The 25610-nt window shown below is 50.8% G+C and carries 21 protein-coding genes; 6 read left to right on the top strand and 15 right to left on the bottom strand.

Annotated elements, in window-relative coordinates:
- Positions 1 to 2 precede the first annotated feature (2 nt).
- The 4 genes from FOE74_RS19885 to FOE74_RS19870 all read right to left on the bottom strand — a co-directional run bounded on the left by FOE74_RS19885 (position 3) and on the right by FOE74_RS19870 (position 4415).
- A complete protein-coding gene (locus FOE74_RS19885; RefSeq protein WP_149100388.1) occupies positions 3 to 1145 on the bottom strand; it encodes an efflux RND transporter periplasmic adaptor subunit in 1143 nt (380 codons plus the stop codon).
- Between the two features lie 24 nt (positions 1146 to 1169).
- On the bottom strand, positions 1170 to 2498 hold the full coding sequence (locus FOE74_RS19880) for a TolC family protein (RefSeq protein WP_149100387.1): 1329 nt from the start codon (positions 2496 to 2498) through the stop codon (positions 1170 to 1172).
- A gap of 47 nt (positions 2499 to 2545) precedes the next feature.
- Positions 2546 to 3118: a TetR/AcrR family transcriptional regulator gene (locus tag FOE74_RS19875; RefSeq protein ID WP_149100386.1), complete on the bottom strand. Its 573-nt coding sequence runs from the start codon at positions 3116 to 3118 to the stop codon at positions 2546 to 2548.
- A 316-nt stretch (positions 3119 to 3434) separates the two neighbouring features.
- Entirely contained in the window at positions 3435 to 4415 is a 981-nt protein-coding gene (locus tag FOE74_RS19870) for a YpdA family putative bacillithiol disulfide reductase (protein WP_149100385.1), read from the bottom strand.
- 140 nt (positions 4416 to 4555) lie between these two features.
- On the opposite strand from FOE74_RS19870, the gene FOE74_RS19865 reads away from it, so the two are divergent.
- From FOE74_RS19865 to FOE74_RS19840, 6 genes are all read left to right on the top strand, one after another.
- Positions 4556 to 5155, top strand: a complete 600-nt coding sequence (locus FOE74_RS19865) for an OmpA family protein (protein WP_188687044.1) — start codon at positions 4556 to 4558, stop codon at positions 5153 to 5155.
- A 365-nt stretch (positions 5156 to 5520) separates the two neighbouring features.
- The gene (locus tag FOE74_RS19860) at positions 5521 to 7716 is read left to right on the top strand and encodes an FUSC family membrane protein (protein WP_149100383.1); all 2196 of its coding nucleotides are present in this window, start codon (positions 5521 to 5523) and stop codon (positions 7714 to 7716) included.
- Between the two features lie 169 nt (positions 7717 to 7885).
- Entirely contained in the window at positions 7886 to 8422 is a 537-nt protein-coding gene (locus FOE74_RS19855) for a YceI family protein (protein ID WP_149100382.1), read from the top strand.
- 428 nt (positions 8423 to 8850) lie between these two features.
- Positions 8851 to 9387 (top strand): GAF domain-containing protein, encoded by a 537-nt coding sequence (locus tag FOE74_RS19850; RefSeq protein WP_149100381.1) that lies wholly within the window; start codon positions 8851 to 8853, stop codon positions 9385 to 9387.
- Between the two features lie 302 nt (positions 9388 to 9689).
- Entirely contained in the window at positions 9690 to 10187 is a 498-nt protein-coding gene (locus FOE74_RS19845) for a Panacea domain-containing protein (RefSeq protein ID WP_149100380.1), read from the top strand.
- Positions 10168 to 10563 carry a hypothetical protein gene (locus FOE74_RS19840; RefSeq protein WP_149100379.1) on the top strand — a complete coding sequence of 132 codons (396 nt, stop codon included), beginning with the start codon at positions 10168 to 10170 and terminating at the stop codon, positions 10561 to 10563. The genes FOE74_RS19845 and FOE74_RS19840 overlap by 20 nt, the downstream gene beginning before the upstream one ends.
- 142 nt (positions 10564 to 10705) lie before the next feature.
- Here the strand turns inward: FOE74_RS19840 and FOE74_RS19835 are convergent, their stop codons facing one another.
- From FOE74_RS19835 to FOE74_RS19785, 11 genes are all read right to left on the bottom strand, one after another.
- Positions 10706 to 11569, bottom strand: coding sequence for a bestrophin family protein (locus FOE74_RS19835; protein WP_149100378.1), 864 nt, complete (start codon positions 11567 to 11569; stop codon positions 10706 to 10708).
- Positions 11570 to 11801: 232 nt separating this feature from the next.
- Complete coding sequence (locus FOE74_RS19830) at positions 11802 to 13385, bottom strand: DUF4394 domain-containing protein (RefSeq protein WP_149100377.1); 1584 nt, start codon at positions 13383 to 13385, stop codon at positions 11802 to 11804.
- Positions 13386 to 13658: 273 nt separating this feature from the next.
- On the bottom strand, positions 13659 to 14102 hold the full coding sequence (locus FOE74_RS19825; protein ID WP_149100376.1) for an SRPBCC family protein: 444 nt from the start codon (positions 14100 to 14102) through the stop codon (positions 13659 to 13661).
- A 216-nt stretch (positions 14103 to 14318) separates the two neighbouring features.
- Positions 14319 to 15293 carry a 23S rRNA (adenine(1618)-N(6))-methyltransferase RlmF gene (gene rlmF, locus FOE74_RS19820; protein WP_149100375.1) on the bottom strand — a complete coding sequence of 325 codons (975 nt, stop codon included), beginning with the start codon at positions 15291 to 15293 and terminating at the stop codon, positions 14319 to 14321.
- A 324-nt stretch (positions 15294 to 15617) separates the two neighbouring features.
- The gene (locus FOE74_RS19815) at positions 15618 to 16187 is read right to left on the bottom strand and encodes a DUF4256 domain-containing protein (RefSeq protein WP_149100374.1); all 570 of its coding nucleotides are present in this window, start codon (positions 16185 to 16187) and stop codon (positions 15618 to 15620) included.
- 231 nt (positions 16188 to 16418) lie between these two features.
- Complete coding sequence (locus FOE74_RS19810; protein WP_149100373.1) at positions 16419 to 17777, bottom strand: rhamnogalacturonidase; 1359 nt, start codon at positions 17775 to 17777, stop codon at positions 16419 to 16421.
- 287 nt (positions 17778 to 18064) lie between these two features.
- Positions 18065 to 18856 carry a hypothetical protein gene (locus FOE74_RS19805; RefSeq protein ID WP_149100372.1) on the bottom strand — a complete coding sequence of 264 codons (792 nt, stop codon included), beginning with the start codon at positions 18854 to 18856 and terminating at the stop codon, positions 18065 to 18067.
- A gap of 381 nt (positions 18857 to 19237) precedes the next feature.
- Positions 19238 to 21322 (bottom strand): MutS-related protein, encoded by a 2085-nt coding sequence (locus FOE74_RS19800; RefSeq protein WP_149100371.1) that lies wholly within the window; start codon positions 21320 to 21322, stop codon positions 19238 to 19240.
- 628 nt (positions 21323 to 21950) lie between these two features.
- On the bottom strand, positions 21951 to 23447 hold the full coding sequence (locus tag FOE74_RS19795; protein WP_149100370.1) for a potassium/proton antiporter: 1497 nt from the start codon (positions 23445 to 23447) through the stop codon (positions 21951 to 21953).
- A 245-nt stretch (positions 23448 to 23692) separates the two neighbouring features.
- Positions 23693 to 24214 carry a DinB family protein gene (locus FOE74_RS19790; RefSeq protein WP_149100369.1) on the bottom strand — a complete coding sequence of 174 codons (522 nt, stop codon included), beginning with the start codon at positions 24212 to 24214 and terminating at the stop codon, positions 23693 to 23695.
- Between the two features lie 94 nt (positions 24215 to 24308).
- On the bottom strand, positions 24309 to 25514 hold the full coding sequence (locus FOE74_RS19785) for a serine hydrolase domain-containing protein (RefSeq protein WP_188687041.1): 1206 nt from the start codon (positions 25512 to 25514) through the stop codon (positions 24309 to 24311).
- Positions 25515 to 25610 lie beyond the last annotated feature (96 nt).

The raw sequence follows: 25610 nt of genomic DNA, 5'->3' as shown, positions 1-25610 counted from the left end.
AATTATCGGGCTCCGGCTGCTGGGGCTCCTCCGGCGGCCTGGGGAGCGCCAACCTGCACTTTTGACCCCTGACGCAGCTTCTGGATGCCTTCCACCACAATGACATCGCCTTCTTTCAAGCCTTCGCGGGCCACGATCTTATCCTGGAAGCGGGTTCCCAGTAACACATTCTGCTGCTGCACGGAGTCTCCTAAGACCTTGTACACAAAGTATTCGCCCAATTGCTCGGTCACGGCCCGGTAAGGCAGGGTGAGTTGCTGCCCAATGTCCTGGTTCAGCACGTTCACGCTCACGGTCATGCCGGCCACCAGCTGGCGGTCTGGATTAGGGAAGCTGACACGTACGGTAATGGTACCGCTCTGCAAGCCAACAGCCCGGTCAATGGCCGTAAGTTTACCGGTATGCGGATAAGTGGAGCCACCAGAAAGAGTAAGCGTGAACAGCGAATCAGGCTGCTTGCCCTGGCGCAGGCGGTTAAAGCGCGGCAGTTCCTGCTCATTGATCACAAAGTCCACGCCGGTAGGGCCTTCTGAGGAAATAGTGTTCAGGAGCGTTTGCCCCGGAGACACCTGAGAGCCCACCCGTACCTGTGAAATGCCAATGGTACCGCTGAATGGCGCCTTGATGATGGAATACCCTAAATCTGTGGAGGCGCTGGCTACTTGGGCGCGGGCTACCGCCACATTGGCGCGGGCGGTCTCCACATCGGCGCGGGCGTAGTCTACGCGTTGGCGGGCAATGGCGTCTTGCTTGGCCAGGTTCTCATACCGCTCCAGGTCTTTCTGTACCCGGTTCAGATTGGCCTGGGCGCTGCGAACGTTGGCCTGGGCCTGGTTGTAGGCGGCCTGGTATTTGGAGCGGTCAATCTCGTATAGTTTCTGCCCTTTGGTCACTTTCTGGCCGTCTTTGACAAAGATCTGGCTGATGTAGCCACTTACCTGGGGGCGTAATTCCACCTCGTTCAGCGGAACCACGGTGCCAGGGTAGGTGTCGGTGCCCGTGACATGCTCTTGGGTCACGGTATAGGTGTTCACGGGGACGGCGGCGTTCATGGGATTCTGCTGGGGCGCCTCTTTCTTGCCGCAGGAAACCAGCAGAGCGGTAGACAGGGATAGCCCCGCCACGATGGATAGATGTAACTTCATGGTGCTAATGGTTTTTCTCGCTGATTAGTTAACTGCTATGGTACCCAGGGCGCGCTGCACGTCCAGTTTGCTGGCCAGCACGTTGTACAGGGAATTGTAATAATTGAGCTGGGCGGTTCTGAGGTCAGTTTCGGCCACAATCAGTTCCAGGTAGGTTTTGATGCCCTCATTGTACTGCAGCCGGATCACGTTGTAGACTTCTTCGGCTAGCCGCACGTTTTCCTGCAGGGTGAGCCAGTCATTGTAATCACTCTTGTAGTTGGCAAGAGCCCGTTGGTACTCAGTGTTGATGCGGCGCTGGATGTTGGTGAGTTCCACGTCCAGGCTTTGGGCCTGCAGTTCAGAGATGCGCACGTTCTGCAGCCTTCTCCCTCCCTGAAAAATAGGGATGCCTACTTGCAGGCCTACGGCCGAGGTGGGGTAGGCCTGGCGGTAGATGTCTGAGAAGGTGGAGCTGAAATAGGTAGGGTTGTAGTTGACAAACGCCGAAGCCGTGGGCAGAAAGCCCCAGCGGTAATAACGGGTGTTCAGGTCCTGGATCTGCCGTTGGGTCCGCAGCTGCTGAAACTCTACCCGGTTGGCGAAGGTCACGTTCTGCGTGGTGTCTACCAGGATGTTCTGTTGCATCTGGTTGTAGTCATAGGCCAGGGAGAGCGATGAACCCAGCGGTAAGCCCATGAGCTCCTGAAGCAGGGCGGTACTGGCTTTGATGGCTTCCTGGGTTCTTTTACGGTCGGCTTTGATGCTGTTGAGGGTGATGCTGGCGCGCTGGTAGTCGGTTTTGTCTACCAGGCCCTGCTCATACTGGGCGCGGGCGTCACGGTACTGCTTTTCCTGCCGGGTGATGTTCTCGTTCAGGATGCGCAGCTGCTCCTGGCTCAGCAACACGTTGTAGAAAGCCTTGCTCACCTCTACCACCGTGTTGATTTTGGTGGATTGGGTATTAAGGTCCAGCGCGGTTCTGGTGAACCGGGCGGCCCGGCTGGCCAATAGCAGGTCATTGCTGTACAGGGTCTGGTTCGCCTGCAGGTTGAGGTTAGAGGTATATTTCTGGCCTACGGTAATGACCTGATCCCCAAACACGGTCTGGGGTCTTTTCAAATTGTGGGTCAATGCATAATTGGCTGATACCTGCGGCAGCCAACCCGACAACTGCGCTCTGATCTGGCGCTCTCCGATTTCCTCTTCTAGTTGGGCCTGCTGCACCTGGGCCTGGTTTTTCAACGCGTACTCCACGCATTGCTCCAGTGATAACCGGCCAGCGGTGCTATCTGGGGTTACCTGGGCCCACAACGCCCAAGGTGCCAGCAGGCAACTCAGCAGCAGCGGAAGCAGGTATTTGTTTTTTCTCATAGGTCCTGGTAATTTTTCTAATCTGGTGAAAGGGTGTATTCTCTGGGTTACTGTTTGCGAATGCTGTCCCACATCATCTGGGCCAGTTGGGAAATCTCGTTTTCTCCTAAAACCAATTTGCCGTCAATCTGAATTTTGGCGGCTGTGATTATGCTGCTATGGACCATGATGGACATGAGGTTCTGGTCCAGGTCCCGGAAGACGCCCTGCTCTTTACCGATCCCGATAAATTGTTTGATTTCATTCTGGATGCGCTCATTCCGTTCCTGCGGGCACCTTGGGAAGTAAGGGGAGTTCACGAACTGTTCAATGAAGAACAAGACGTCTGGGTTCTGAATGAAGAAATGGTACCGGCTGGTCCACCGCAGGAAAAAGCCTTCCTTGAAATCCATGTCCTCGCGAAGGTTTTTCAGCATGGCCTGCTGCAGCCGGAACTGGGTATACTCAAACAACTCCATGATGAGGGTGTCTTTGCTATCAAAGTAATGATAGATGGTGCCGGCGGCTACTCCCGCTTTTTTGGCGACCAGACTCATAGGGGTGCCATGGAACCCATTCTCCTTGATCAGCTTCAGCGTACTTTCCAGAATAGCCTTTTTCTTCTCTGCAATTATCTCCAAGTCAGTGTTTTTCTTTGTTATGAACGTTCATTCGGTGGTGCAAAGTAACGGATATTAGCCCAGACAGAAGGAGAAAAGTGTGAGAAAATGGGAATTGTCCTTGATAACAATAAAATAATGTAAGCTATAAATAACTGATTATAAGCTAATTGCAGGTTAGTATGTGATTAAGGTATCCTTCAGGAAACCTACCAGGGCACAATAAGAACCGGGGGCCTTGAATAAAGCCTAAGCGTTGAAAGAGGAAGGAGCCCCCTTGGTTAGAGCGGTATTTCAGGGGTGTTTTTGGAAATTCACTTTTGAAACAGGAAGAAGGTCAGGCCTGGTCTTGGGCCAGGATATGGCGTACTATCTTCTCAGCATGGTCACGGGAGTTCTCAATGAACCACAGGTGGGTATCCATACCGCCACAGACCACGCCCGCCAGGTACAGGCCCGGTTCATTGGTTTCCATGGTTTGGGGGTCGTGCTGCGGGTAGAGTTTCTCATCTTCTGACAGGCGAACCCCAAACTTCCGAAGCAGGTCAAAGTTGGGTTTGTACCCGGTGAGCGCCAGGACAAAGTCGTTCTCCAGGGTGAGCGGTCCATCGGGGGTGACAATATCCACTTCGCCCGGGCGGATAGCGGTAATACAGGAGTTGAAATGCGCCGTGATGCTGCCCTCGGCTATGCGGTTCTCAATATCCGGTTTTACCCAGTATTTCACGCGCCGGCCTATCGCGGGGCCACGCACCACCATGGTCACCTGGGCGCCTTTGCGGTACGTTTCCAGGGCGGCATCTACAGAGGAGTTGCTGGCGCCTACCACCACCACTTTCTGCAACGCATAGTAATGCGGGTCTTTGTAGTAGTGCGTCACGTGCGGCAGGTTCTCACCCGGTACCTCCATGGTAGCGGGCAGGTCATAGAACCCGGTGGAGATGATGACTTTGCGCGCCAGGTAGGTTCCCTTGGCGGTCTGCACTTCAAACCCGTTTTCTTTTTTCTGCACCGAAAACACCTCCTCAAACAACCGCACGTGCAGGTTAAAAGCCAGGGCAACGCGGCGGTAATACTCCAGGGCCTCGTTGCGGCGGGGTTTGGGGTTGTCTGAGATAAAAGGCACGCCGCCAATCTCCAGTTTCTGAGACGTGGAGAAAAAGGTCATGGTCACCGGGTAGTTGTAGAGCGAGTTCACCAGGGCGCCTTTGTCCAGGATCACGTAAGAGAGGCCGGCTTTCTGGGCTTCAATGCCGCACGTCAGGCCAATGGGGCCCGCGCCAATTATGACAATGTCCAGTGCAGAGGAAGTAACCATGCTGCAAATCTACGAGGGATAATGCAAAGAGTAGCAACCGATGACGCAAAGATGGGGTCTTGTAGCGGAGGTATAGGCTGTTCAACTAACTAATACTCATGCACTTCGTACTTATACTAAACTACCATATGCTACTTGCTATGAAAAACAATACCGTCTTTTTCCTTCTGATGTTAGCTGGACTTACCGTTGCGTGCAGCGAATCTGGTAAACGAATTGAAAACGCCGATTCTGTGGCTGAGATGGCCACCAATGATACCGCCGTGCTTTACCGCGACGATGCCGTGTGGGACAACATTGATTTTGATGCTCCTATTGTAGTGGTACCGGAACTGGTTAGCGCCAACGTGACGGTGCGCGGCAACGACTCCGTTACCATTTACCAGGCCAGCCAGGACATCCTTTTTGACATAGACAAAGCCGAGATCAAGGCCACAGGGAAAGAAAGTCTGCAGAAAATAGCTGACAACATAAAAAGCCGTACCCAAGGCGAGGGAATGATACGGGTGTTTGGCTTCACAGACTCCACTGCCAGCAAAGAACACAACCTGGAACTAGGGCGGGAACGGGCCAAAGCAGTAGAAGAATGGCTAACCTCTACCGCCGGTTTTGACGCCGACCGCATCAAAGTCATCTCCAAAGGCCAGCAGGACCCCATCGCTTCTAATTCAACCGCCCAGGGAAGGCAACAGAATAGAAGAGTGGAAATAGTGGTGGTGAGAACCCAGGGCACCGACTAAGCGGACCACCCAGGATATTCCTGCCCAGGTACAGAAGCCGCCCACTGCTTGGTACCTGTAATTAAAAGCCAGCTTGTCTAGGAGAGACGGGCTGGCTTCTCTTTTGTAGGCAGGAAACGCTCGTGGTAGGCCTAGGTAGAAAGCTTATCTATGGAAGTGATTTCAGAGAATCCGTTCCATTGGGGAAGACCGAAACTCACGCCCCGGCGGAGGCAGGTTCCTTTGAGTTTGAAAATGATCCTTTACCTTTAAAAATAAAAGGGAAGGTTCTGGTGTTGTGAGGCTGTTTTTCTAAAACCAGCCTTAAAAGCGGTAGTACGTATAGGGAGGGACCATTTACAAACACAACAATCCGTCTTAGCGGCATGAACAGTAAAGTACGGGAGTTACAGTATTTTTTCTACAGCCAGAACTTCCATGATGGCATAAGGGTGACCGTGGCGGCGCTTCTGCCGGCCCTGGTGTTCGCTTACTTTGGGCACCTGGAAAGAGGAATTGCCATGTCATTGGGAGCCATAGGGGTAAGCCTGGCCGATTCGCCGGGGCCGCTGCTCCACAAGCGCAACGGCATGCTGGTGGGCATTGGCGTGTGTACCCTGGTAACCCTGATCACGGGATTTGCACGCATGCACGTGGTGACCATGGGGCTGGAGATTCTCGTGCTCAGTTTTTTGTTCTCCATGTTCCTGGTCTATGGCATGCGGGCCTCGCTTATTGGCATGGGCGGTCTGCTGGTGCTGGTTTTGACCATGGACCAACCCCTGCCCCCTGAACTGGTGCTGGTGAACAGCGGTCTGACCATGGCCGGTGGGGTGTGGTACCTGTTGCTGAGTCTGCTTACCAACAAGGTCATGCCTTACCGACCGGCCCAGCAGGCCTTGGGGGAGTGCATCAGGGAAGTAGCCAAGTTCCTTCGGCTCAAAGCCGCCTTTTACCAACCCAACACTGATCTGGACGAAGGGTACCGGCAGTTGATCTCCCAGCAGATTCTGGTGAACGAGAAACAGGCGGCCGTGCGCGAACTCCTGTTCAGAAGCCGGCAAATGGTGAAGGAGTCTACCCAGGCCGGTCGTACCCTGGTGATGACCTTTGTAGACCTGGTAGACTTATATGAGCAGGTGACCGCCATCCATTATGATTATGATGCCATCAGGGAGCGGTATGGAAGCTCTGGCATTCTCCTTGAAATAGCCCATTTGGTAGAGTACCTGGCCGAAGAGTTGGACCACCTGGGTTTTGCCGTGCAGGGGAATCTGAGGCCCAAGAACCGGGTAGATACCACCGCCCGGCTGGAAGCCCTCAAAGCCAAAATTGAAGCGGTAGGGGAGCAGGGAGGCCAGCAAGGAAACCTTGTGCTCAGGAAAATCTACGTGAACATCAGGTCCATCGCCCAGCGGCTGTCAGATATCCTGTCGTACTTCAAGGCGCATTCAGAACTGGTGCACCGGCGGGTACGGGAGCTGGAGCTTTCGCAGTTTGTCTCACGGCAGACGGTGGATCCCAAGCTGTTCTGGAGCAATCTCACCATGGCTTCCTCAATCTTCCGGTTCTCTGTGCGGGTGGCCCTGGTGGCCTTGTTCGCGTATGTCCTTACCTTACTGTTCCCCTATGGGCAGCACAGCTACTGGGTCCTGCTCACGGTGATCTTCCTGCTCAAGCCCGCCTTCAGCCTGACCAAGCAACGCAATATCCAGCGGGTTATTGGTACGGTAGTGGGCGGCGCGGTAGGGCTCTTGGTGCTGTATGTGGTGCGGGATGAGCGGTGGCAGTTTGTGTTCATGCTGCTTTTCATGACCGGGTTCTACAGTGTGCAGCGGATCAATTATGTGCTCAGTGTGATCTTCATGACGCCTTTCATGCTCATCCTTTTCCATTTTCTGGGGGGCGGTAGCCTATCCATTGTGCAGGAGCGGGTCATAGATACGGTGGTGGGCTGTAGCATCGCGTTTGCGGCTACTTATGTGGTGTTCCCTAACTGGGAGTCTAAGCAGGTGGGGCAGTTCATGCAGGCGGTGCTCAAAGCGAACCAACAGTACCTGCACGTGCTCCTGGATTTGCTCAGCGGCAAGCGCATCTCAGAATTGGACTACAAGCTGGCTCGCAAAGAGGTGTATGTGAGCTCGGCCAACCTGTCGGCGGCGTTCCAGCGCATGACCGGTGAACCAAAGAGCAAACAGCTCCACGGCGAAGACATTTACCAGTTTGTGGTGCTCAACCACATATTGCCCTCGTACATCGCCACCATAGTCTACGCCAGGATAGGACGGGAGCCGGAATTCTTCCCTCGGGGCTTCCTCAGGCCCTTGCGGCGCGCTACCCTTTCCCTAACGGAAGCCCTCCAGACCCTGGACCCGTCCTTTAAGGCTCCGGAGGCGGCGCAGAAAGGCCCGGAACCAGAGATCCTGGAGAAAAAGGAGCTTTCCTCAGAGGACCAGTTGCTGAGGGACCAGCTGGAGCTGATCAGGAAAATAAGCGCTGAGATCCTTAAAACCACCCATGCGCTCCAAGGGGACCTGCCAGGAAAAGGCAAGCGGAAGGCCGTTGCCGCTGCCACCGTTTGATTATTTTTCAGGCCGGTTTTGCGTCAAAAATGGAAAAACACCCCGGAAAGAGTTTGGTTTTTGCCTATATGTAGATACATTTAATGTAAGTATCGCGGCTTAACCCCTCCGGTAGCCCTGCGTATACCTCCTGAAAAAGTGGCGCTTTTTTACCATTAACGAAAAACCTATGGCAACTACCAAATGGTCCATTGACCCCATGCACTCAGAAGTGCAGTTCAAAGTAAAGCACTTGATGATCACCACCGTGACCGGATACTTCCAAACCTTTCACGTAGAGGTGGAGACCGAGGACGAAGACTTCTCCAAGGCTACCCGTATCCTGTTCACCGCTGATGTGAATTCCATCAGCACCAACAATGAGCAGCGCGACACACACCTTAAGTCCGCTGATTTCTTTGATTCAGACACCCATGAAGATATCAGGTTTGAAGGAACCAACTATGAGCAAACCGGCAGTGATGCTGCCAAACTGCACGGTACGCTCACCATCAAAGGCGTTTCTAAGCCCGTGACGGTTGACGTGGAGTTCGGGGGCATTGTGGTAGACCCTTATGGGCAAACCAAAGCCGGCTTCACCGTGTCTGGCAAGATCAGCCGCAAAGAGTTTGGCCTTACATGGAACGCCGTGACCGAGGCCGGTAGCGTGGTGGTTAGCGATGACATCAGGCTGCAAGCTGAGATCCAGCTGGTGAAACAGAATTAACTTCCTTTCTTAGCCCTTTCCTGGATAGTAGCTTTCTTTTAGCGCTTTTCCGGGAAAGGGCTAAGCCTTTTCAGGCTATAAAATTAAAAGAAGTCTTAAATCAAGAAGCTTTCCCCTTCCTGCCAGCGCCCGCCCTGTCTTTCGTCCTAAAAACGTACTTGTAGATTCATTATGTAGGTGGCTTCCTTCCGGGCGAATTTCCTTTTTAACTGTTTCAAAAGCAGATATTTATACGGTTGCTTGCGAGTGTTTTATCAGTATTTTCCCAAAAATAGCACTTTTTCTGGCGCTGGGACGGGACAACAGCAGAGTTTGGTATTTTATAAAGAATCCGGTAATTAGTTATATTTTTCATTAACTAGCGAAAAACGTGTACGTATAGTGTACATCTGCTTAAGTAGGTAGCTTAAGTATAGTGAGCGTAGCGTATGAATTCAAAGAATAGCTTTGGGATAAACATCATCCCCGGAAATGAGGAAGACCGGGTTAAAAAGCTTCATAATTACAAGATTTTAGATTCAGAAACCGAAGGGCCTTTTAGGCACATAGCGGCCTTGGCGGCCCATCTTTTCAAAGTGCCCATTGCCTTGGTGTCGTTTGTTGACGCCGACCGGGTGTGGTTCAAGGGCAATGTGGGCATGGAAGGAGTGAAGGAAATCAGCCGTGGGGAGAGTATTTGCTCTCTGGCCATCATGCGGGAAGAAATCACCGTTTTCAATGATGCCTTAAATGAACCCTGCCTGTTGGCCAATCCCTTGGTGGCGGGCGAATTCGGTCTTCGGTTTTACGCCGGGGTTCCCCTGAAAACCCATGACGGCTTTATGTTGGGTTCGGTGTGCATTGTAGACAAAGAACCCAGAGAGTTCTCAGCAGATGACCAGATCACCTTAGAATACATGGGCCAGTTGGTCATGGATGAACTGGAGCTCTGGAAATGCCACCTCTACTCCCAAGCCCAGGCCTGATCACCAGTTTCCCCCTTTCGCAATCCATTATTCCCCTTCTGGCCGCCATCCTGTGGCAGGTCTAAAGCCAAAGCCTGAGAGACCTTGTTTCTCAGGCTTTGGCGTGTAAAGGCATCACCTGTTCCTGGTAGAGGCAGGGCCCGTGGTTTTGGTAGGGCGGGTGTATCTCTTTGTGTTTGAGGGGTTAATGATGGAAAAGGAGTTGGTTAAACCAGCCCTTTGTGTTATTTTTGTACTGGTTCCTGCCCAACTTTCTTTTTTGCCGGGGCGTACCATTATAGGAAGTACTTTTAATTACATTCATGGAGAGTCCTCTCGCAATTGCCAACTTCTTCATCAAGAAGTCTTTTGATACCGGTGAACCCGTGACCAATATGAAACTGGTGAAACTGGTCTACATTGCGCATGGGTGGTACCTGGGTTTATCGGGCCAGCCGCTGTTGAGTGAACCGGTAGAAGCCTGGAAATACGGGCCGGTGGTGCCCTCGGTGTATTACAGTTTCAAGGATTTTGGGGGCGATGAGATAAGGCAAATGGCCACTGCCTCCAATACGAATGAACTGGCACCGGTCACCCTCACAGATCCGGAGTTGGTGCCGTTCCTGGAGAAAATCTGGGAAGTGTATGGCCAGTTCTCCGGCATTGACTTGTCTGCCATGACCCATCAAGACCATACTCCCTGGAAAAAGGTCTGGGACAGCCAAGGAAAGCACAGCAATAACGTGATCATCCCCAATGACCTGATCAAAGAGTACTATGAAAAGCTAGTCAATGCCCCCCATGCAGTCCAGTCCGCCTAGCAGTCCCTCCTCGCACCTGGACCTGGACGCGATCAGGGCCTCGCCACCACCCACGGCCGGGCTACGGAAGGCCAAAGAAGAAGATGAATGGTTTGCCAGTGACCGCCGCAAGCGGGAACACCAACGCGAGCAGGGAGCCCGTACCATCATCCACTGGGCTATTCAGGGCAACATCATTGTGGCAGGGTTCATCATTGCGGTCTGCATTGCGGTGCGGGGTTTCCACCTGATTGCCGCCGAAGAATACAAATGGCTGGACAAAGAGCAGGTGGGCCTGCTGGATAACCTGGCCAAATACGCGGGTTCAGGGGCCGTAGGCAGCTTGCTCACCCGGTACCTTACCAGAAACATAGACAAAGATTCAGGGCCGTTATAGGCCAAACAGCGCCAAAGCGGTTAGGAGGAAATGGGTAGCCTTATGAGGTTCTTCATTGCCTTCTACCCGCTTTTTCTTAAAAAGGGGCCGGAAACGCCTGGCAGCCCCTTCGCCCTAAAGAGAACCCTGTAAAAAAACCGGGCTAACCCAGGAGTTCACCCACGTGCTTTCTGATGTTCTGGCAGATCTGGTCCAGGGGCAGGTCATTGTCATCGGTGCCGAAGGGGTTCTCGATCTCCTCGGCAATAAGCTCCAGGCTGGCCATGGCGTACAGAATGAGCATGACCACCGGCACCACAAAATACCCCATGCTGAACACCCAGCCGAAGGGGAGGGTCATGACGTAGAAAAAGATGAACTTCTTTATGAATACACTGTAGGTGAAAGGAATGGGCGTGTTCTTGATCCTTTCGGCGGCGCCGGTGACTTCCGTGAAAGTGCTTATCTCCCGGTCCAGCACCAGGAACTGGGCCATGGTGAGACTGCCGGCCTGATGCAAGGCATGTACCCGCTGGAAAAGGGCGGCGGCTATCTGGTTAGGAAGATGGGCCTCACGGTCCAGGTCCAGAACCGGGTCCAGCTGCTGGAAGTCCTCGTTGTGGCGCAGGGTGCTCTTGAGGGCGTAGGCATACTGCGGGATCATCTGTTGGAAGAAGAGCCGGTCCTGGGAGTCGGGGACGCAAGCGCTCAGTTTCAGGGCCAGGTTGCGCGAGCTGTTGGTGAGGCTGCCCCAGACTTTGCGGCCTTCCCACCACCGGTCGTAAGCCGTATTGGTCCGAAACACCAGCAGCAACGATAGCACGAACCCCAATACACTGTGCATGAGCCCCACATTTTTGATGCTGTCATAATACTCAGACTTGGCTAGGTAATTCAATTCCACGTAGGCTACCAGTCCGGCATAGAGACCCACAGCCCCTAACAGCGGCAGTAACCGCCTGAACGTATCTGATTTGGAGAACCTGAAAATGAAGATGAACCAGTCTTTGGGGTTGTAGTTGATCATAAAGGCAAGAAGGGAGCTTGGTGCGCTAACAGGCAAAAGGTCTACCCGCAGGCCCCAAATATACGCAGGAATGGAAAGGTGTTCTAGAACCTTATCCTTTCAGAGGGCTTCTCATCTGGGTTTTATGGCCTGTTTTCCTGAAAACGACCTGTTTTCAGAACCCCTAAAACGCAGCAGGTCCTGCCACGGGAACGCATGGCAGGACCTGCAAAAACTACGGTGGGCACGACCCTTAGAAGCCTAAGCCTAGGGCGAAACTCAAGGGGGTTCTGGATAAAGAAGACAACAGACTTGCCTGGCCCGTGCTCAGGTTGATCTGGTAAATTCCAGATTGACTCCCCGCCTGAAGCAGAGCCAAGGCGTTGCCGCTTACACCACCAATATCAAATCCGTTATTCGGGCCGGTCATTACCCCTAAACGGCCAATCAGCACCTGCGTGCCTGTATTGGGTGGATTCTGCAGGTACAAGGCATCCGTTCCAAAATCAATATTATACAGGGCGGTAGAGGTGGCCCCGGCAAAATTGTTCGTATAGGCGCTTGCATCTATCTGCGGGCTGCCCGGGTTTAAAGGTCCATCTTCGGCGGCCACTTGGCCGGTGATGGGGTTCAGACGCAGGTTTTGCCCGGTATTGCTTACTACCCGTATTCTGTCAACGGTGGGGTTGAAGTCAAAGCCGAAGAATTCCCCAGACAGGGCCGGGGTAAACGGACCGCCCACCGCGGTAAACGCGCCGGTGGCTAAGTTCACGGTGTACAGGCGGTTGGTGCTGCCCAAGGCATACAGCTGGGAAGTTGCCGGGCGCATATCAATGCCCAGCACCCTTTCTCCGGGTTGCAGGCCCGTAATGGCCTTGGTCAGGATGGTGCCCGCCGCATAAGGATTGAAGATCAGCAAGTTGTTCGCCGCGTCTACGCCATAGGCCACCGGATTGGTGGGGATGGCCACCCCAATGATGGTGCGGTCTGTCTTGCCCAGGTTAGTTGCTTTGCCGGAAGCCAGGTCAATGCGGTAAAAACGGTATTTGTTTCCGGGTGAATCTTCTTTCTGGTTTTCTGTGCCCCCGCCCCGGCCAAACAAAGCCGCAATGGCCAGCGAATTATCTGGGGAAATATCAAACCCGCCTTCCCCAACGGCCTGCACGTTTAAGCGGCCCACTTCTACCAAAGTACCGGCATTGGGCGGATTCTGGAGGTAAAGCTTGTCGGTGGCCACGTCTATGTCATACAAGGCGGTAGAAGTGGCCCCGGCCATGCTGTTGGTATAGGCAACCGCCACTACCTCTGGGCTGCCGGGGTTCAGGTTGCCGTCAATGGCCACAACGGCGCCAGTTTCTGGGTTCAGGCGCAGGTTCTGCGTGGTATTGGTCACCAGCCTGATGCGGTCAACGGTAGGGTTAAAGTCAAAGCCCACCTGGGTACCTTCTAAAGCTGGGGAGAAAGGAGCAGTACCTACTTGCGTGGCCCGCCCGGTGTTTTGGTTGATGACGTACAGGTTGCTCTGGTTGCTCACCCCATAGAGCTGCCCCGTAGCCGGTCTGAAATCAATGGCCAGCAGCCTCTCGCCACTTTTGAGGCCCGTGATAGAGACCACATCTGTTTCCTTCCCGATTTTGTTTGTGGAATATTCCACCAATTGGTTGTTGTCTGTGAGGGCGTAAAAAGTCAGGTTAGCGGGCGCTTTTGCTTCTTGGGTGATATGGCTGGAAGGAAGCTGGTCTTCAGACTCCAGGATATCTTGGCTACAAGAAGTGAAAAGGGTGGAGAGGCAAAGCAGGCCGGAAGCCCATAACAGAAATTGGTGGTTGTTTTTCATGCCGTCATCGTTTAAAAGGTTGAAAGCAAGACCTACGACGGGCTTTTTTAAACGGATTGCACTAAGGCTGAAATTTTAAATCCACTTTCCTGGTGGGTGAAGGCTGACCTCCAGGGCTCCCTGGCAAGGCTTGGAATCATGCGTGCCTGAAGCCCATGAAAAAGCTGCCCCATTTTTTTCTAAAAGAAATATTGGGCAGCTGGAAGTAAGCGGTTTTAGAGGCTTTTTTAGAAAAGTACCGGAAAAACAGAAGCGGCTACCGAATGTGCCACCTCAGGAGGCAGGGGAAGGATCTTTTTCCAGATAGGCGGGCAACAACTGGCCAATGATCTCCTGCCAACCCGCTACAAAATTCTCCGCGGCGAAATCTGGGTTGTCTTGGGGGAACGTCTCCAGGCCGGTGTGGGTAAGGGTTAACTGGGTTTTTCCTTCCACGGGCAAGAGGGCGAAGGTGACGTAGGTAATGCCGGGGTAGCCTTCATAGCGCCAACTGTAGGTCAGTTTCTGCCGGGGGATTACCTCGGTGACCTCGCACAGGTGGAGGTAGCTGTTTTCTTCCGTACCTCCTGTGAACTGGAAAGTAAAGCCTACTTCTGGTTTGAAGGCCGCCAGATCAAAGTACCATTCTTTCATTTGATCCCGGTCAGTGAGGGCTTGCCAGACTTTTTCCGGGGAGGCGGGTAAGGTGCAGGTGACCACAATGGGTGCTTGTGCCATAAATCGTTGGGTAAGGGTAGAACAGAAAACCGCTCCTGTAATGGGCGGTATGAGAACCCTAAGGTAACAGGAAATCTGTTTCCCTGGAGAAGGAGCGGCTTAGGAAAGAAAAGGACGAAGCGATAAGAATGGGATCTAGCCAGATAAATGCAGGAAGACCAGGAGAGGTGTTTTAGGTCTGTTTCTGGAAAAGTAGCTTTGAAAGAGCAAGGCTTGCTACCACCGGCTGCTTCGCCAGTCGTTTTGCTGGGCCGGGTCCAGAAAAGTCCAGGCAACCAGGCGGCTACTCTTGTTCCCTTGGTGCATGGGAATGGTCTTGACCTCTGCGGCTTGCGCTTTTTCCAGGGCTTTGTAGGTGTTTTTCAGGTGCTCGCTTTTAGAGACCAAGGTGGAAAACCACAAGCAGGAGTCTGCAAAGTCTTTGCTTTGCCGGATCATGTTCGCAATGAAGGCGGCTTCCCCGCCTTCGCACCATAGCTCATTGGACTGCCCCCCGAAGTTCAGCACCGGCTTGGTAGACTTTCCCTGGGTCAGGTTCCGGACTTTGCGGGTGGTGCCGGCCTGGGCCGCGGCGCGGGAGGCATGGAAAGGCGGGTTGCACAGCGTCAGGTCAAACTGTTCGCCTGGCTGGATGATGCCCTGGAAGATGTTCTGGTGGTTGGGCTGTAAACGGCACTCAATCTGTCCTTTCAAGGTAGGGTTCTGGTCAATGATCTTTTGGGCCGAGGCAATAGAGACAGGGTCAATGTCTGCGCCTACAAACGACCAGCCGTACTCCTTAACCCCGATAATAGGGTAAACGCAATTCGCCCCCACGCCAATGTCCAGGCATTTGATGCGGGCTCCCTTGGGGACCTGGTTGCCTTTGCCTTTGGGGTTTCCGGAAGCCAGCAAGTCGGCGAGGTAATGGAGGTAATCTGCCCTGCCGGGAATAGGCGGGCATAGGTAGTTGGGCGGGATGTCCCAGTACTGGATGCCGTAAAAGTGCTTCAGCAGGGCCTTGTTCAGGGTTTTCACCGCCTCCGGGTTGAAAAAGTCAATAGACGCGTCCCGGTACTCGTTCAGCCGGACTAAGGAACCCAAGGGTGGGTACGTTTTGATCAGTTGTTGGAAATCATACCGCTCCCGGTGCCGGTTTCTGGGGTGCAGGCCCGCTTTCTCTCTGGGGTGTTCTTTCTTCTTGGGCAACATGGGCGCGCGTGCAGGTGGTACGGTTTCTTTTTCTTCCTCGCCCTATGGGCAAAACAGCTTTCTCCGGGGGGCTGGGCAATGGCAGGAAAGCAGGATTCTTTTCCTGGCCTTAAGGTGCTATCACCTGGCCTTTTAAACGGTAGGGCAAAGATAGGAGGAAAACAGGTAGGAACCGGGTGGGGCAGGAGTTGTGAAAGACCCCACACCTGCTGGTTTCAGGCCTCTTTTACAGAATAAAGGCAAAAACTGCCCCTTGGGTGGGTGGTAAGTTTCCAGACGTCTGTTATCTATTCTACCGTACCCAGCAGGTTTTTAGAGGAATCATCACACCCGCAGAACACCTCTGAATCCCCTGGCGGCATAGTAAGATTGGGCTCCGTTGTGGTACACGAAGACCTGGCCGTAGCGGAAATCCGCGAAGAGGGCACCCCCTAGTTCTCTGATGGCTGGTGGAGTGGCAATCCAGCTGGAAGTCTTGGCGTCAAACTGGCCTAGTTGCTGCAAGTCCCGGTATTGCTGTTCGGTGAGGAGCTCAATGCCCATGGCGCGGGCCATTTCCAGGGCGTTATTCGCTGGTTTATGCTCTTTCCTGGCGTCTAGCGCAGCCTGGTCATAACAGACACTTCGGCGGCCTTTGGGGCTTTCCGAGGCACAGTCAAAAAAGAGGTATTCGCCTGTCTTCTCATCCTGCCCCACCACATCTGGCTCGCCTCCCGTTCTTTCCATCTCAAACAAGGACCATAGTTTTCCCGGAGCCGCCTCCAGCTTTGCCTGTACCTCAACCCAGGTGAGCCCTTTATGGCGGCGCATGTTTTTCTCAAACCGTTTTTCTAGAATTTGGAAGAGTTCTTGCCTTTGTTCTGGTGCTAAGGCGGAGGTATTTCCTGGTTTCATAAGGCGATAGTAGGCTTTGTGAACACATGTAGGGAACAAAACTAACCCCGCCTTTCTTTTGGCAACCCAACCGCTTCTGGTAAACGAGGCGGAAGGCCATAGGCGGGAAGGAGCTTCGTCTTTAAACCAACTCAAGAACGGTAGATGCGTTTTTAATTCCAACAAAAAAGTCGGCTGAAAAGAGACGCCTGGTTCTTTTCAGCCGACTTAGGCTACGGGGATTCGATGAGGTTAAAAAATCTTCTTCCCGTTAACCTTTACGTTCTTCAGTTGGAAGTTCTCAATAAGAGACGTGTCTATCTCCAGGAATTTCTTGGCGGTTACCTCAATGTTTTCAAACCGGAAGTCAGATAACTTGGCTTTGTACCCTTGGGCGGGGCTGTTCTTGTCGGCAATGCCTACGTTGAAGAAGTTATCACATTCCAGTTTGATGTTGCGCATGGTAATGTGGTGAGCGGTAGACGTTCCGGTTATTTGTTCTCCTTTGAGGTCGAAGAACTGGGTCCAGGGGCGGATGAAGATGAAATTGCCAATGTCTTTGCCTTCTATGTCTTCTACCAGCACATATTCATAATTCTGGGGAGTGTCTGGGCGCATTTTAAGCCAAAGCAACCGTTCAGCGTGGTTGACCTTGATGCGGCGCAGAATGATGTTGCGGTTATGGATAGACTCACTGCCGAAGGTCAAGGCGCCGTGGCAGAAACCGTAGGTGCAGTCTTCAATGATGATGTTCTGGTTGCCTGCGTTGTTGGGGTCTTTGTCGGCCTTGGGCCCTTTTCCGCCTTTCAGGGCGACGGCATCGTCATTCACTGACATGTAGCAGTTTTTGATGAGCACGTTCTTACAGCCGTCAATGTCCACGGCATCAGAACTGGGGGCTTTCACGGGTTCTTTGGGCGAGTAGATGTACAGGTCCAGCAGCTTCACGTTTTCGCATTTGTACAGGTGGGTGGTCCAGAAAGGGGAGTTCACCAGCCTCACGCCCGACAGCTGCACGTTCTTGCTGTTGGAGATGTACACCAGCCTGGGCCGCATTTCATCCATGTTGGTGGTGGCTGGGTTGAATTGCCGCCGGAGCCAGAATGATTTCCAGTAGCGGAGCCCGTTGCCGTCTATGGTTCCTTTTCCGGATATAGTAAAGCCATCCAGGCCATCAGCGTTCACCAAGGCGGCAAAGTATTTCAGGGTTTGGCCTTCCATGCGGGTCATAACCAGGGGGAAGTTGCTGATATCATCACTGCCTTTCAGTCTGGCGCCTTCTTCCAGGTGCAGGTGCGTGCCCTTCTTGAAAAACAGCGAACCACTCAGGAACGTCCCTTTGGGCACGATGACCACGCCGCCGCCATTCTCGTGGGCTTTGTCTATGACAGCCTGTAAGAGGCTTGTCTGGATAAGGGTACTGTCGTTTCTGAGGTTATGGTCCGTGATACGGTACTGTTTCCCCAGTTTGGTAATGTCAGTGAGTTTGTTTTGCCGGAACCAGTCTGGAATGGGGGTTCCGTCCGGAAAAACTTCCTTTGGGGAGGCCGAAAGATTCAGCGTGAGGGAAAGCAGGAGCAGCAGGGCGAGCCTCCATTTTTTTGCAGTCATAGGATTCTATATTCTTGGGTTAGGATGGTGCAGGAATGTCTTCAGGTTGTCCGCCGTCTTTAAATTACGGATCAATATAAGAAATCCATTCAGCGTTAGCGCCTTCCGAAGAAAGTTAAGTGTAGAATTGACAAAAAAAGTAGGGCGGCCCTGGAGAGAATCCAAGTTCTTAAGGGAAAGGTTAGTTTATTCCCTGTGTTCCTGAAGCTGGTTTTAGGAGTCTTTCCTGAAAAGAGGGGCTAAACAGGATTTGAATTATTCAGTGTAAGGGGTTAGTAGCCGGTGCTTTATGGGCGTGCCGTGGGAAAGCCAAGGAGGTAGAGCTTTTTTGCTTTGCCGGGGAGGGTTCCTTTCTCCCACTGGTACTCTTCAGAGGTCAAGCCCTCTAAAAGCACATCCAAATCCTTCAATGTGTACGTCCTGACATTAGAGACAGCCCCGTCCCAGGCAAAAAAGACGGGGATAAGGGGTACCAGGTAGGTGAAAACGATTTGCTTCCAGGTCAAGGGCCGCACAAAGGGAGTGATCAGAAAGGCCATGATGAAGTTCAAGGGCAGGGCTATCCACCACAAAAAGGTAGGGAAGCTGTTGTCGCTTATTTCATAGATGCAGAGGGGCTGCTTCGCTTCCTTGGCATTGACCAGAATGCGCCTGGCTGTAGCAGGTTTCATGTGATGAAAACTACAGACCATGGTTCTGATACCGGTTAGAGCAGAGGGTACGTTGGCGGCATCTATGGGCTGGGTTAGATAAGATAGGGCAGTAGTTCCCTGCCGGTTGATGTTGTCAGCTAAATCCAGATTGGGGTATAAATCGGTTAACGTAAGGGTTACCTCCTTTACCTGGTAGTCTTCCTTCAACGTCTCCGCAACTTCTACCATGGGCCCTCCGCTTCCTGAGCATAGATCTATGATAGAGGGGTTGGGAGAATACCTGAGGATTTTATGCACCAACTGGGCTACATCTTTGGTGGTGCCTAAAAGGCCGTGCATGACCACTATGAGTCTGGTCAAACTAATCCTAATCCAATCAGGGAACCAAGGCTGGTCTTCGAATTCAAACAAGTGGATTCGTTTCATATTAGTAGGGGCTATGACTTACAGTACTACACATTGCCTACGACACCTGCCTTTGGGATTTAATGCGGCCGAGCAAGGGAGCGGGAGCCCGAGAAAACCCAGTGGCCGTTTAGAGGTGGGGAGCAGTCGTTATTCGGCTGGGGTAGGACGCATTCCGAAGGGAGGGCCTTTTGCGTTAGGTGCTATTTGTCTGATCTGGTTGAGTTTAGGAAAGGTTTCTCCGCTTTTGTTTTAAGTCCCTCTTTACAGGCTACTGCTAGCCATGGAAACATGAGTTGATTGTCTGCCTCCTTGTAATTACCCTTTTCTACCGCAAATTTAATTTTCTTCTTTGATAAGGCCTTGGCATAGGATACTGGCTGGTCAAGGGTCCTATTTCTGTTAATGGAGGGGCGCGCTTTCTACCTTACAAATCTGCTCCTTCACCGCTTCCCCCAGTATATCAACTATCCCCTCCTTCCGGACAATATAGAGGCCTAGACTTTCCTTAGATACCCCTGGCACCAGCTGATAGTCATAGACAGGGATGTCTTGTTGTAGTTTCGTGTCAAAGCAGCTGAAAAAAATATTCTGCTGGCCTTTCAGCTCTTCTGCTATTTCTACGATATGGGTGGAGATAAGGAACAGACTGGTGTTGATTTTTGAAAAGGCGGAGGTAATCAGCAAAGAGGCTTCTGACGCGTCTTTTACATTGGTGCCCCTGAAGAGCTCATCAAAAATCACAATCAGTTTCTTGTCTTTTTTGATTTTCAGAGCCGTTTCCCGCACCCTTCTTACCTCGCTATAGAAATGGCTATAGCCTTTGTTGATATTGTCTGCTAGGTTGATGGTGGTAATTATGCCGCTGAAAATAGTCGTCTTCATGCTAGCGGCCGGCACAGGGAACCCGGCATGGGCCAGGTACATAGATATCCCGAAGGCCTTCAGGAAGGTGGATTTCCCAGACATGTTGGCCCCGGTCAAAAAGCACACGTTGTGCCATTGGTCTATGGCAAAGTCATTGGCCACCGGCTTGTCCAGCAATGGATGAAACAACCCCTTGATCTCCACTTCTGGCTCTTCCTTCCTTAGGTAGTCAGGATACGAGAAGCCCAACTTCTCTGCCGTACTGGCCACAGCGGCATAGGCATCCAATTCATAGAGGATGTTGAGAAGCTCCAGAAGGTCGTTTTTAACCAACTTTCGGAATAAATGGTCATATTCGCCTGTGCGGAAGAAGAGCGTTTTCCGGTTAGTAGTAGATTGAATAACCTCCCTTATCTCCGGCTTAGCAAGCGTTTCTGCTACCTTGAAACATAGCTGCGACAGATACAGGGGAGCACTTCCATTTTGAAGGACGGGCAGCAAGCTGGTCAAATACGTTAGGAAGCCCCCCGTCTGTTTGATGCCCGTTTCTATGATATAATCATCATTGGAAGGCTTGTAGCTCCTTCTGATACTGGACAAGGCCGCGTCAAGGTAATTCCGGCGGGCAGAGGTAATGGTGGAAGTAAGGTAGTACTCTGCAAAATCTACCTGTTTCCGGTCTATCTGTAGCCTTATCCCGCTTTCCTGTAGATAACGGATCGCGTCCCTTCGGGCTTCCAATACCCTTGGCTGCTGAACGGGGGACTTGAGCAACTCATCTAACTTGTACTTGCCGCCCTTGGTCTGCGGACTCTCAAAAATGGAATAGAGCGAACCCGCTTTGTTTGGGTCAAACAGATCTAAATCCTTCAGGGTTTGGGTGTCTGCCTCAAAAGGGGGGTGTTCCTCAGTTGCCTGATCCCCCAATTCTGTATCACCCTCCGCAGTCAAGGTTCCTTTGGGCAGGTAATTCAATTCCTCCAACTCCTCCAGCCTGCTTACGGGTTTGCAGACCCCGTCAACGATCAATAGCAGGCGGTCACTGGCCGATATGATATTGGAATAGTCATGGTCTGTGATGATAAACCCTTTCTCTGGCCGGTGGCGGTTTATCAACTCCTTGATTTCATCTTTGTAAAGGGGCTCAATGCCAGAGAAGGGTTCGTCTAGCAGGATGAATTTCACCGGTAGGTTCACCAACAAGAGTACTTCAAAATACCGGCGCTGGCCGCCCGATAATTCTGTGATGGGTTTGTCCAGGTGTTCTTTGATGCGGGGATCAAGAAGTACCCGTTCCCGGGCTTCGTGGTCTTCAAGGAAAAGCGCAGCTATCTTTCTCAGGCGAACCCTCTTGGGCAGGAAGTCATGTTGCGGCAGGTAGGCGATCAGGTTTTTGTGCTGGTACGGCTTGGCATACACTTCTTTATCAATCCTGATACTTTTATCATACGTGTCTTCTGACCCAAAGATGATTTTCAGCAAGGTAGACTTGCCACAGCCGTTTCTGCCCAGGATTCCCACCACGTCGCCGGTTTTGCAGGTCAGGTAGACATTAGACAATATCTTTACATTCCCGTAGCTCTTGAGAACGCTGTCTACTTCTAATTCATGTACTACCATCCGGTGGATTTCTTTAAAATAAAGTAGGTCAGCAACAAGAGCGTATTTACTGCATAGATAGCCCCAATGAGAAAAGGCCGGGAGAGGCCTTTGTTAAAATAGAAGTAATACCTGGCTTTGTACCTCTTTTCATAAAAGTACAAGGAAAGCAGGAACCCTCCGGTCATGAAGGATAATAAGAAACCCTGCAAGAACCCATTCTTAGCTCCTAACATCCCCATGAACAAAGAGAAGGGGAGATTGAAACTTAGGATTTCTTTATAGTAAAGCCATATTAACCTCATGGTCCATTAACTTATAGATAGACGCCTTCCTTGGGACGGCCGCCGACGCTGGCGTTTATCCTTTTTTAAGGGCAGGCCTTTTTTGTATTTCAACCAACTTTGCAAACTGCTTCCCAATCCCATTGACGTTGGCCAACAGGTGAAGAAATAACCTTGGGTTCCAGCAATAGCAGAAGGAATATGTAAGGTGGGGAAGTTTTTCTTTATTTCTACTACTAATGGAGAAGAGCAAGAGCCTTCAATAATTTTTACTGTATTAAATGCTCATAATTGGATAAGCTTTTCAAATTAACCCTGTGCCATTTATCGATTATCTTCTTTATTGACGTCTGGTGTTTTTCTTTTCAAGCAGGTTCTATTCCCAGATTTTTATACGTTTCAATTAACGCTTCCTGGTCGTCGGTAATAATCAAGATTTTATCTTTCTCTTTTAGGATAGTTTTCCCGGTGGGTACGAAATATTTATCATCGCGCATGACCAGAACGGCGAGGGTTTTTTCAGGGAAAGCCAGGTTCATTAGCTGATTTCCCTTCTCCAGCATTTTAGGGGTGACTTCAATTTCTGTGGTGGCAGATTTTATATCATTTGAGAAATCTACATCAAAAGCTCTCAATTTATTTATATGTTTTGGTTTTTCTGCCAGGTTAAGCCATTTAGCTACTAAGGAAAGGGAGGTGCCTTGCACAATCAGAGACACTAAGGTGCAGAAAAAAACGATATTGAAAATGAACCTGGCATGGGGCACATCTTCTACCAGTGGGAATATGGCAAATATGATAGGTACCGCGCCTCTTAAGCCAACCCATGAAATATAGGTTTTATCCTTAAAGGGCATTTTGCGGAAAGGAAGCAAACTTAAAAAGACCGACAGGGGGCGGGAAATAAAAATCATCAGAAAGCTAACGAACAGCCCAGGCACCATGATGGGTAATAGCTCGTGGGGGTTTACCAGCAACCCTAACATCAAAAACATGATTAACTGTGACATCCAGGCCAACCCATCAAAGAAATTGAGGGCAGACCGTTTATGTACAAACTTGGAATTCCCAATCACCAGGCCTGCTATGTACACAGAGAGAAAGCCATTCCCTTTGACAAAATAGGTAACTGAAAAAATAAAGATGCAGAAGGTGAACACCAAGATAGGGTACAAAGAGTCGTTCCCTATTTTGATGTGGTTGATTACCCTTACGGCCAGTTTCCCTAAAACAAAGCCTAAAACAGCCCCCACGCCAAGTTGCAAGAGCAAGGTGCCGGCGGTTAGCCAATAGTTTGGCACATTATCCAGCTTGATTATCTCAATCAAGGTAATCACCAGCACATACGCCATTGGGTCGTTGCTACCGCTTTCCAGCTCCAGCATAGGCCTAAGGTTATTTTTCAGGTGTAATCCCTTTGACCGCAGAATTGAGAAAACCGATGCGGAATCTGTGGAGGCCATGGTGGAAGCCAACAGCAAAGCCGTTAATAGCCCAATACCGCTGGCCATCATGGTCATGTCAAACACCCACCAGATAATCACTCCCGTAAGAATGGCCGTCAAAAGTACCCCAACCGTTGCCAGTACCACGCCTTGGGCCATGATAGGCCGTATTTCTGATATTTTGGTATCCAGGCCGCCAGAGAACAGGATGATACAAAGCGCGATGGTGCCAATGGTTTGGGCTATGTGAATGTTCTCAAATTGGATGCCCAAGCCGTCACTGCCGCAGACCATGCCTACCCCTAAAAATAAGAGTAAGGCAGGAACCCCAAATTTTGAACTAGCTTTTCCTGCCATGATACTCAGGAAAAACAGAACAGATAACACCAATAATGCAAGTTCAATCTGTATACTCATTGTTCTTCTTTTGTCGCTAGGGATATTTTCAGATAAGATGGTTAACCCTGTTCTACCATCTTAGTCTAACGTATAGTATCAACGGATTTAGTATTTTGTTCTGCTAGGTTTTAGAACCGAACCTGTTTGCCCTCCTGCGTCTGGATCGCTGAAAAAAGGTTTAAGTTGCCATGGAAGCCGCTTCAAGGAAGACCCCAGATGGCGGATTATGTTGTTCTCCATTTGGTCCAGGTCATACTAGTAAGTCACTGGGCAGTCTTTGTGCTCAAAAAGTTATGGATTCGTTCTTTCTGTTTTAAGTGATGCTGCATGTGCATTTCAGCATACTGAAACCACTCTACTGGGCTAAAAAATCCAAGGCCCGGATGCTCTGCCTTACCTGGAGACTCCGCCGTTTCAATTTTCAACCAAATTTCATTTACCTCCTCTTTTAATTTCTGAAAGTCTGCCTGTACCGTCTTCCAGTCAGTTGGTTGCTTTACATGGTCAGAAATGAAGGGGTCTCCTTTGATTATTTCATTTGGAAAGGAGTTGTTGTAAAAGATGGGCTTTGCATTTTCTTTCATGGTTAATGCAGGGTTCACTTTGCTGATAAAGCACACTTCAATTTGTTCAAGGTACCAAGTGGTTTCTTCTATGAGGTGCATGTATAGTTGTCCCATTGACCAACCTGCAGTGTCAGGCTTTGTGCGTAATTTATCCAGGTCATAACGTTGTAAATCGGTAAGCCATTTATCAATGGTATTGTTAAAATCGTCGAGGAGCATAAATTTCAGATTTATGATTTGCCTGGGTTGAGTGTTGCTTCAAAAGGAATAGTAAAGGCCTGGTACATGAGGAGAGCGAGGGGTAGCCACAGCTTTACTTATGTGCCATTTGGTAAGAAGTCCTTTTATTTCCTTTCGTTAAAATAGAAAGTAACTTGCATAAATAGGCATTTTCCTTTCCAAAGTCTTTCTGCAGATTCCATTCCTGCAGAATAACAGCCACAACTTTTTCTTCGGGCAATATCAAGATGTATTGGCCCCCTTTCCCTCTCGCGGTGTACACTGTTTTATTATTGTAGTTTAACAACCACCAGGAGTAGCCATACCCAACTTCCTGATAGCAATCTAAGGTCCGGAAAGCGTTACTTGCACGTGTATAATTGGTGAAGCTCTTTTCCACCCATGAAGAATCCAGCAGCTGTGCCCCATTGACCTTTCCCTTGTTAAGGTACAACTCTCCGAATCTGGCGAGGTCCCTGGCCGTGAAATACGTCTCGTCTCCGCCGGCATAGTAGCCGTCCACTTTCCGCCAGAAGCCACATTGGATGCCAAGCGGCTTAAACAGCTTTTCCTGGGCGAATTCTTTGGTAGTTGTTTTGGAAGCCTTCGTGATTAAAGCCGAAAGAACCATCTGAGCGCCTGTGAAGTAGTTGAATTCCTGCCCAAGTTTACTTTCAGAAACTTTTTCCTTCAATAGCACTTGCTCCACGTTCTGTGGTCCATCCCAACCGGTAAAGCCACCCCGCATGGACAACAGATGGGCTACCGTTAATTTCTCTTTATGTAGGCCTTGTTCGCTCTTCTGGTACTGTGGGAAGAAGGACATCACATAATTGTCTTCGGATTCCAGATAACCTTCTTGAATGGATAAGCCCATCAGGGCTGAGGTAATGCTCTTGGTAACAGAATGAACATTGAACGCACTAAACCTGGTAGCGCCTTTCTGATATTTCTCCACCACTAAACTCCCATCTTTGATCACTACCAGTCCCCTTAGCCTCTCCCAGTTCTCAATTTCCTTAAGGTACTGCTCTATTTCTTCCTCTTTATATCCTGCACTTACTGGAGTGGCAGTCGGCCAGTTGTAAGGCTCATGGCTGACTTCAAAAGACTGGGATTTTGTAAAGGGAAGTGACAGGTTGAGCGGATGCCATTCCAGGAAATAGTTCAGGCCATTGACTACTATCAATAAAGTGGCTGCTGATGCCAAGCCAAGAAGCATTTTTTCTCGCCGATGCTTCTTCCAAATCAAAGCAACTGCTGTGAATAGCAGTAGTAGCAAAGCCAATGCATACTCCATGGCATTTGGGTAAGGTAAGTGAAAGTAGTCATTCTTGATTTTGTAAGAGATGCCTATAAATAGCCCAGTAATAAGAAAAAAGGTGATGCACAGGTT

Source organism: Rufibacter glacialis, from assembly GCF_008271745.1.
Lineage (GTDB): Bacteria > Bacteroidota > Bacteroidia > Cytophagales > Hymenobacteraceae > Nibribacter > Nibribacter glacialis.
This window is presented reverse-complemented; position numbering and strand designations above follow the sequence as displayed.

Bases quoted from the DNA above. Each gene is read 5' to 3' on its own strand.
- FOE74_RS19825 (WP_149100376.1), bottom strand. From the start codon at position 14,102: ATGGCACAAGCACCCATTGTGGTCACCTGCACCTTACCCGCCTCCCCG.
- FOE74_RS19800 (WP_149100371.1), bottom strand. From the start codon at position 21,322: ATGGTAGTACATGAATTAGAAGTAGACAGCGTTCTCAAGAGCTACGGG.
- FOE74_RS19855 (WP_149100382.1), top strand. From the start codon at position 7,886: ATGGCAACTACCAAATGGTCCATTGACCCCATGCACTCAGAAGTGCAG.
- FOE74_RS19810 (WP_149100373.1), bottom strand. From the start codon at position 17,777: ATGACTGCAAAAAAATGGAGGCTCGCCCTGCTGCTCCTGCTTTCCCTC.
- FOE74_RS19845 (WP_149100380.1), top strand. From the start codon at position 9,690: ATGGAGAGTCCTCTCGCAATTGCCAACTTCTTCATCAAGAAGTCTTTT.
- FOE74_RS19850 (WP_149100381.1), top strand. From the start codon at position 8,851: ATGAATTCAAAGAATAGCTTTGGGATAAACATCATCCCCGGAAATGAG.
- FOE74_RS19835 (WP_149100378.1), bottom strand. From the start codon at position 11,569: ATGATCAACTACAACCCCAAAGACTGGTTCATCTTCATTTTCAGGTTC.
- FOE74_RS19785 (WP_188687041.1), bottom strand. From the start codon at position 25,514: ATGGAGTATGCATTGGCTTTGCTACTACTGCTATTCACAGCAGTTGCT.
- FOE74_RS19805 (WP_149100372.1), bottom strand. From the start codon at position 18,856: ATGAAACGAATCCACTTGTTTGAATTCGAAGACCAGCCTTGGTTCCCT.
- FOE74_RS19830 (WP_149100377.1), bottom strand. From the start codon at position 13,385: ATGAAAAACAACCACCAATTTCTGTTATGGGCTTCCGGCCTGCTTTGC.
- FOE74_RS19880 (WP_149100387.1), bottom strand. From the start codon at position 2,498: ATGAGAAAAAACAAATACCTGCTTCCGCTGCTGCTGAGTTGCCTGCTG.
- rlmF (WP_149100375.1), bottom strand. From the start codon at position 15,293: ATGTTGCCCAAGAAGAAAGAACACCCCAGAGAGAAAGCGGGCCTGCAC.
- FOE74_RS19860 (WP_149100383.1), top strand. From the start codon at position 5,521: ATGAACAGTAAAGTACGGGAGTTACAGTATTTTTTCTACAGCCAGAAC.
- FOE74_RS19840 (WP_149100379.1), top strand. From the start codon at position 10,168: ATGCAGTCCAGTCCGCCTAGCAGTCCCTCCTCGCACCTGGACCTGGAC.
- FOE74_RS19790 (WP_149100369.1), bottom strand. From the start codon at position 24,214: ATGCTCCTCGACGATTTTAACAATACCATTGATAAATGGCTTACCGAT.
- FOE74_RS19870 (WP_149100385.1), bottom strand. From the start codon at position 4,415: ATGGTTACTTCCTCTGCACTGGACATTGTCATAATTGGCGCGGGCCCC.
- FOE74_RS19815 (WP_149100374.1), bottom strand. From the start codon at position 16,187: ATGAAACCAGGAAATACCTCCGCCTTAGCACCAGAACAAAGGCAAGAA.
- FOE74_RS19795 (WP_149100370.1), bottom strand. From the start codon at position 23,447: ATGAGTATACAGATTGAACTTGCATTATTGGTGTTATCTGTTCTGTTT.
- FOE74_RS19865 (WP_188687044.1), top strand. From the start codon at position 4,556: ATGAAAAACAATACCGTCTTTTTCCTTCTGATGTTAGCTGGACTTACC.
- FOE74_RS19885 (WP_149100388.1), bottom strand. From the start codon at position 1,145: ATGAAGTTACATCTATCCATCGTGGCGGGGCTATCCCTGTCTACCGCT.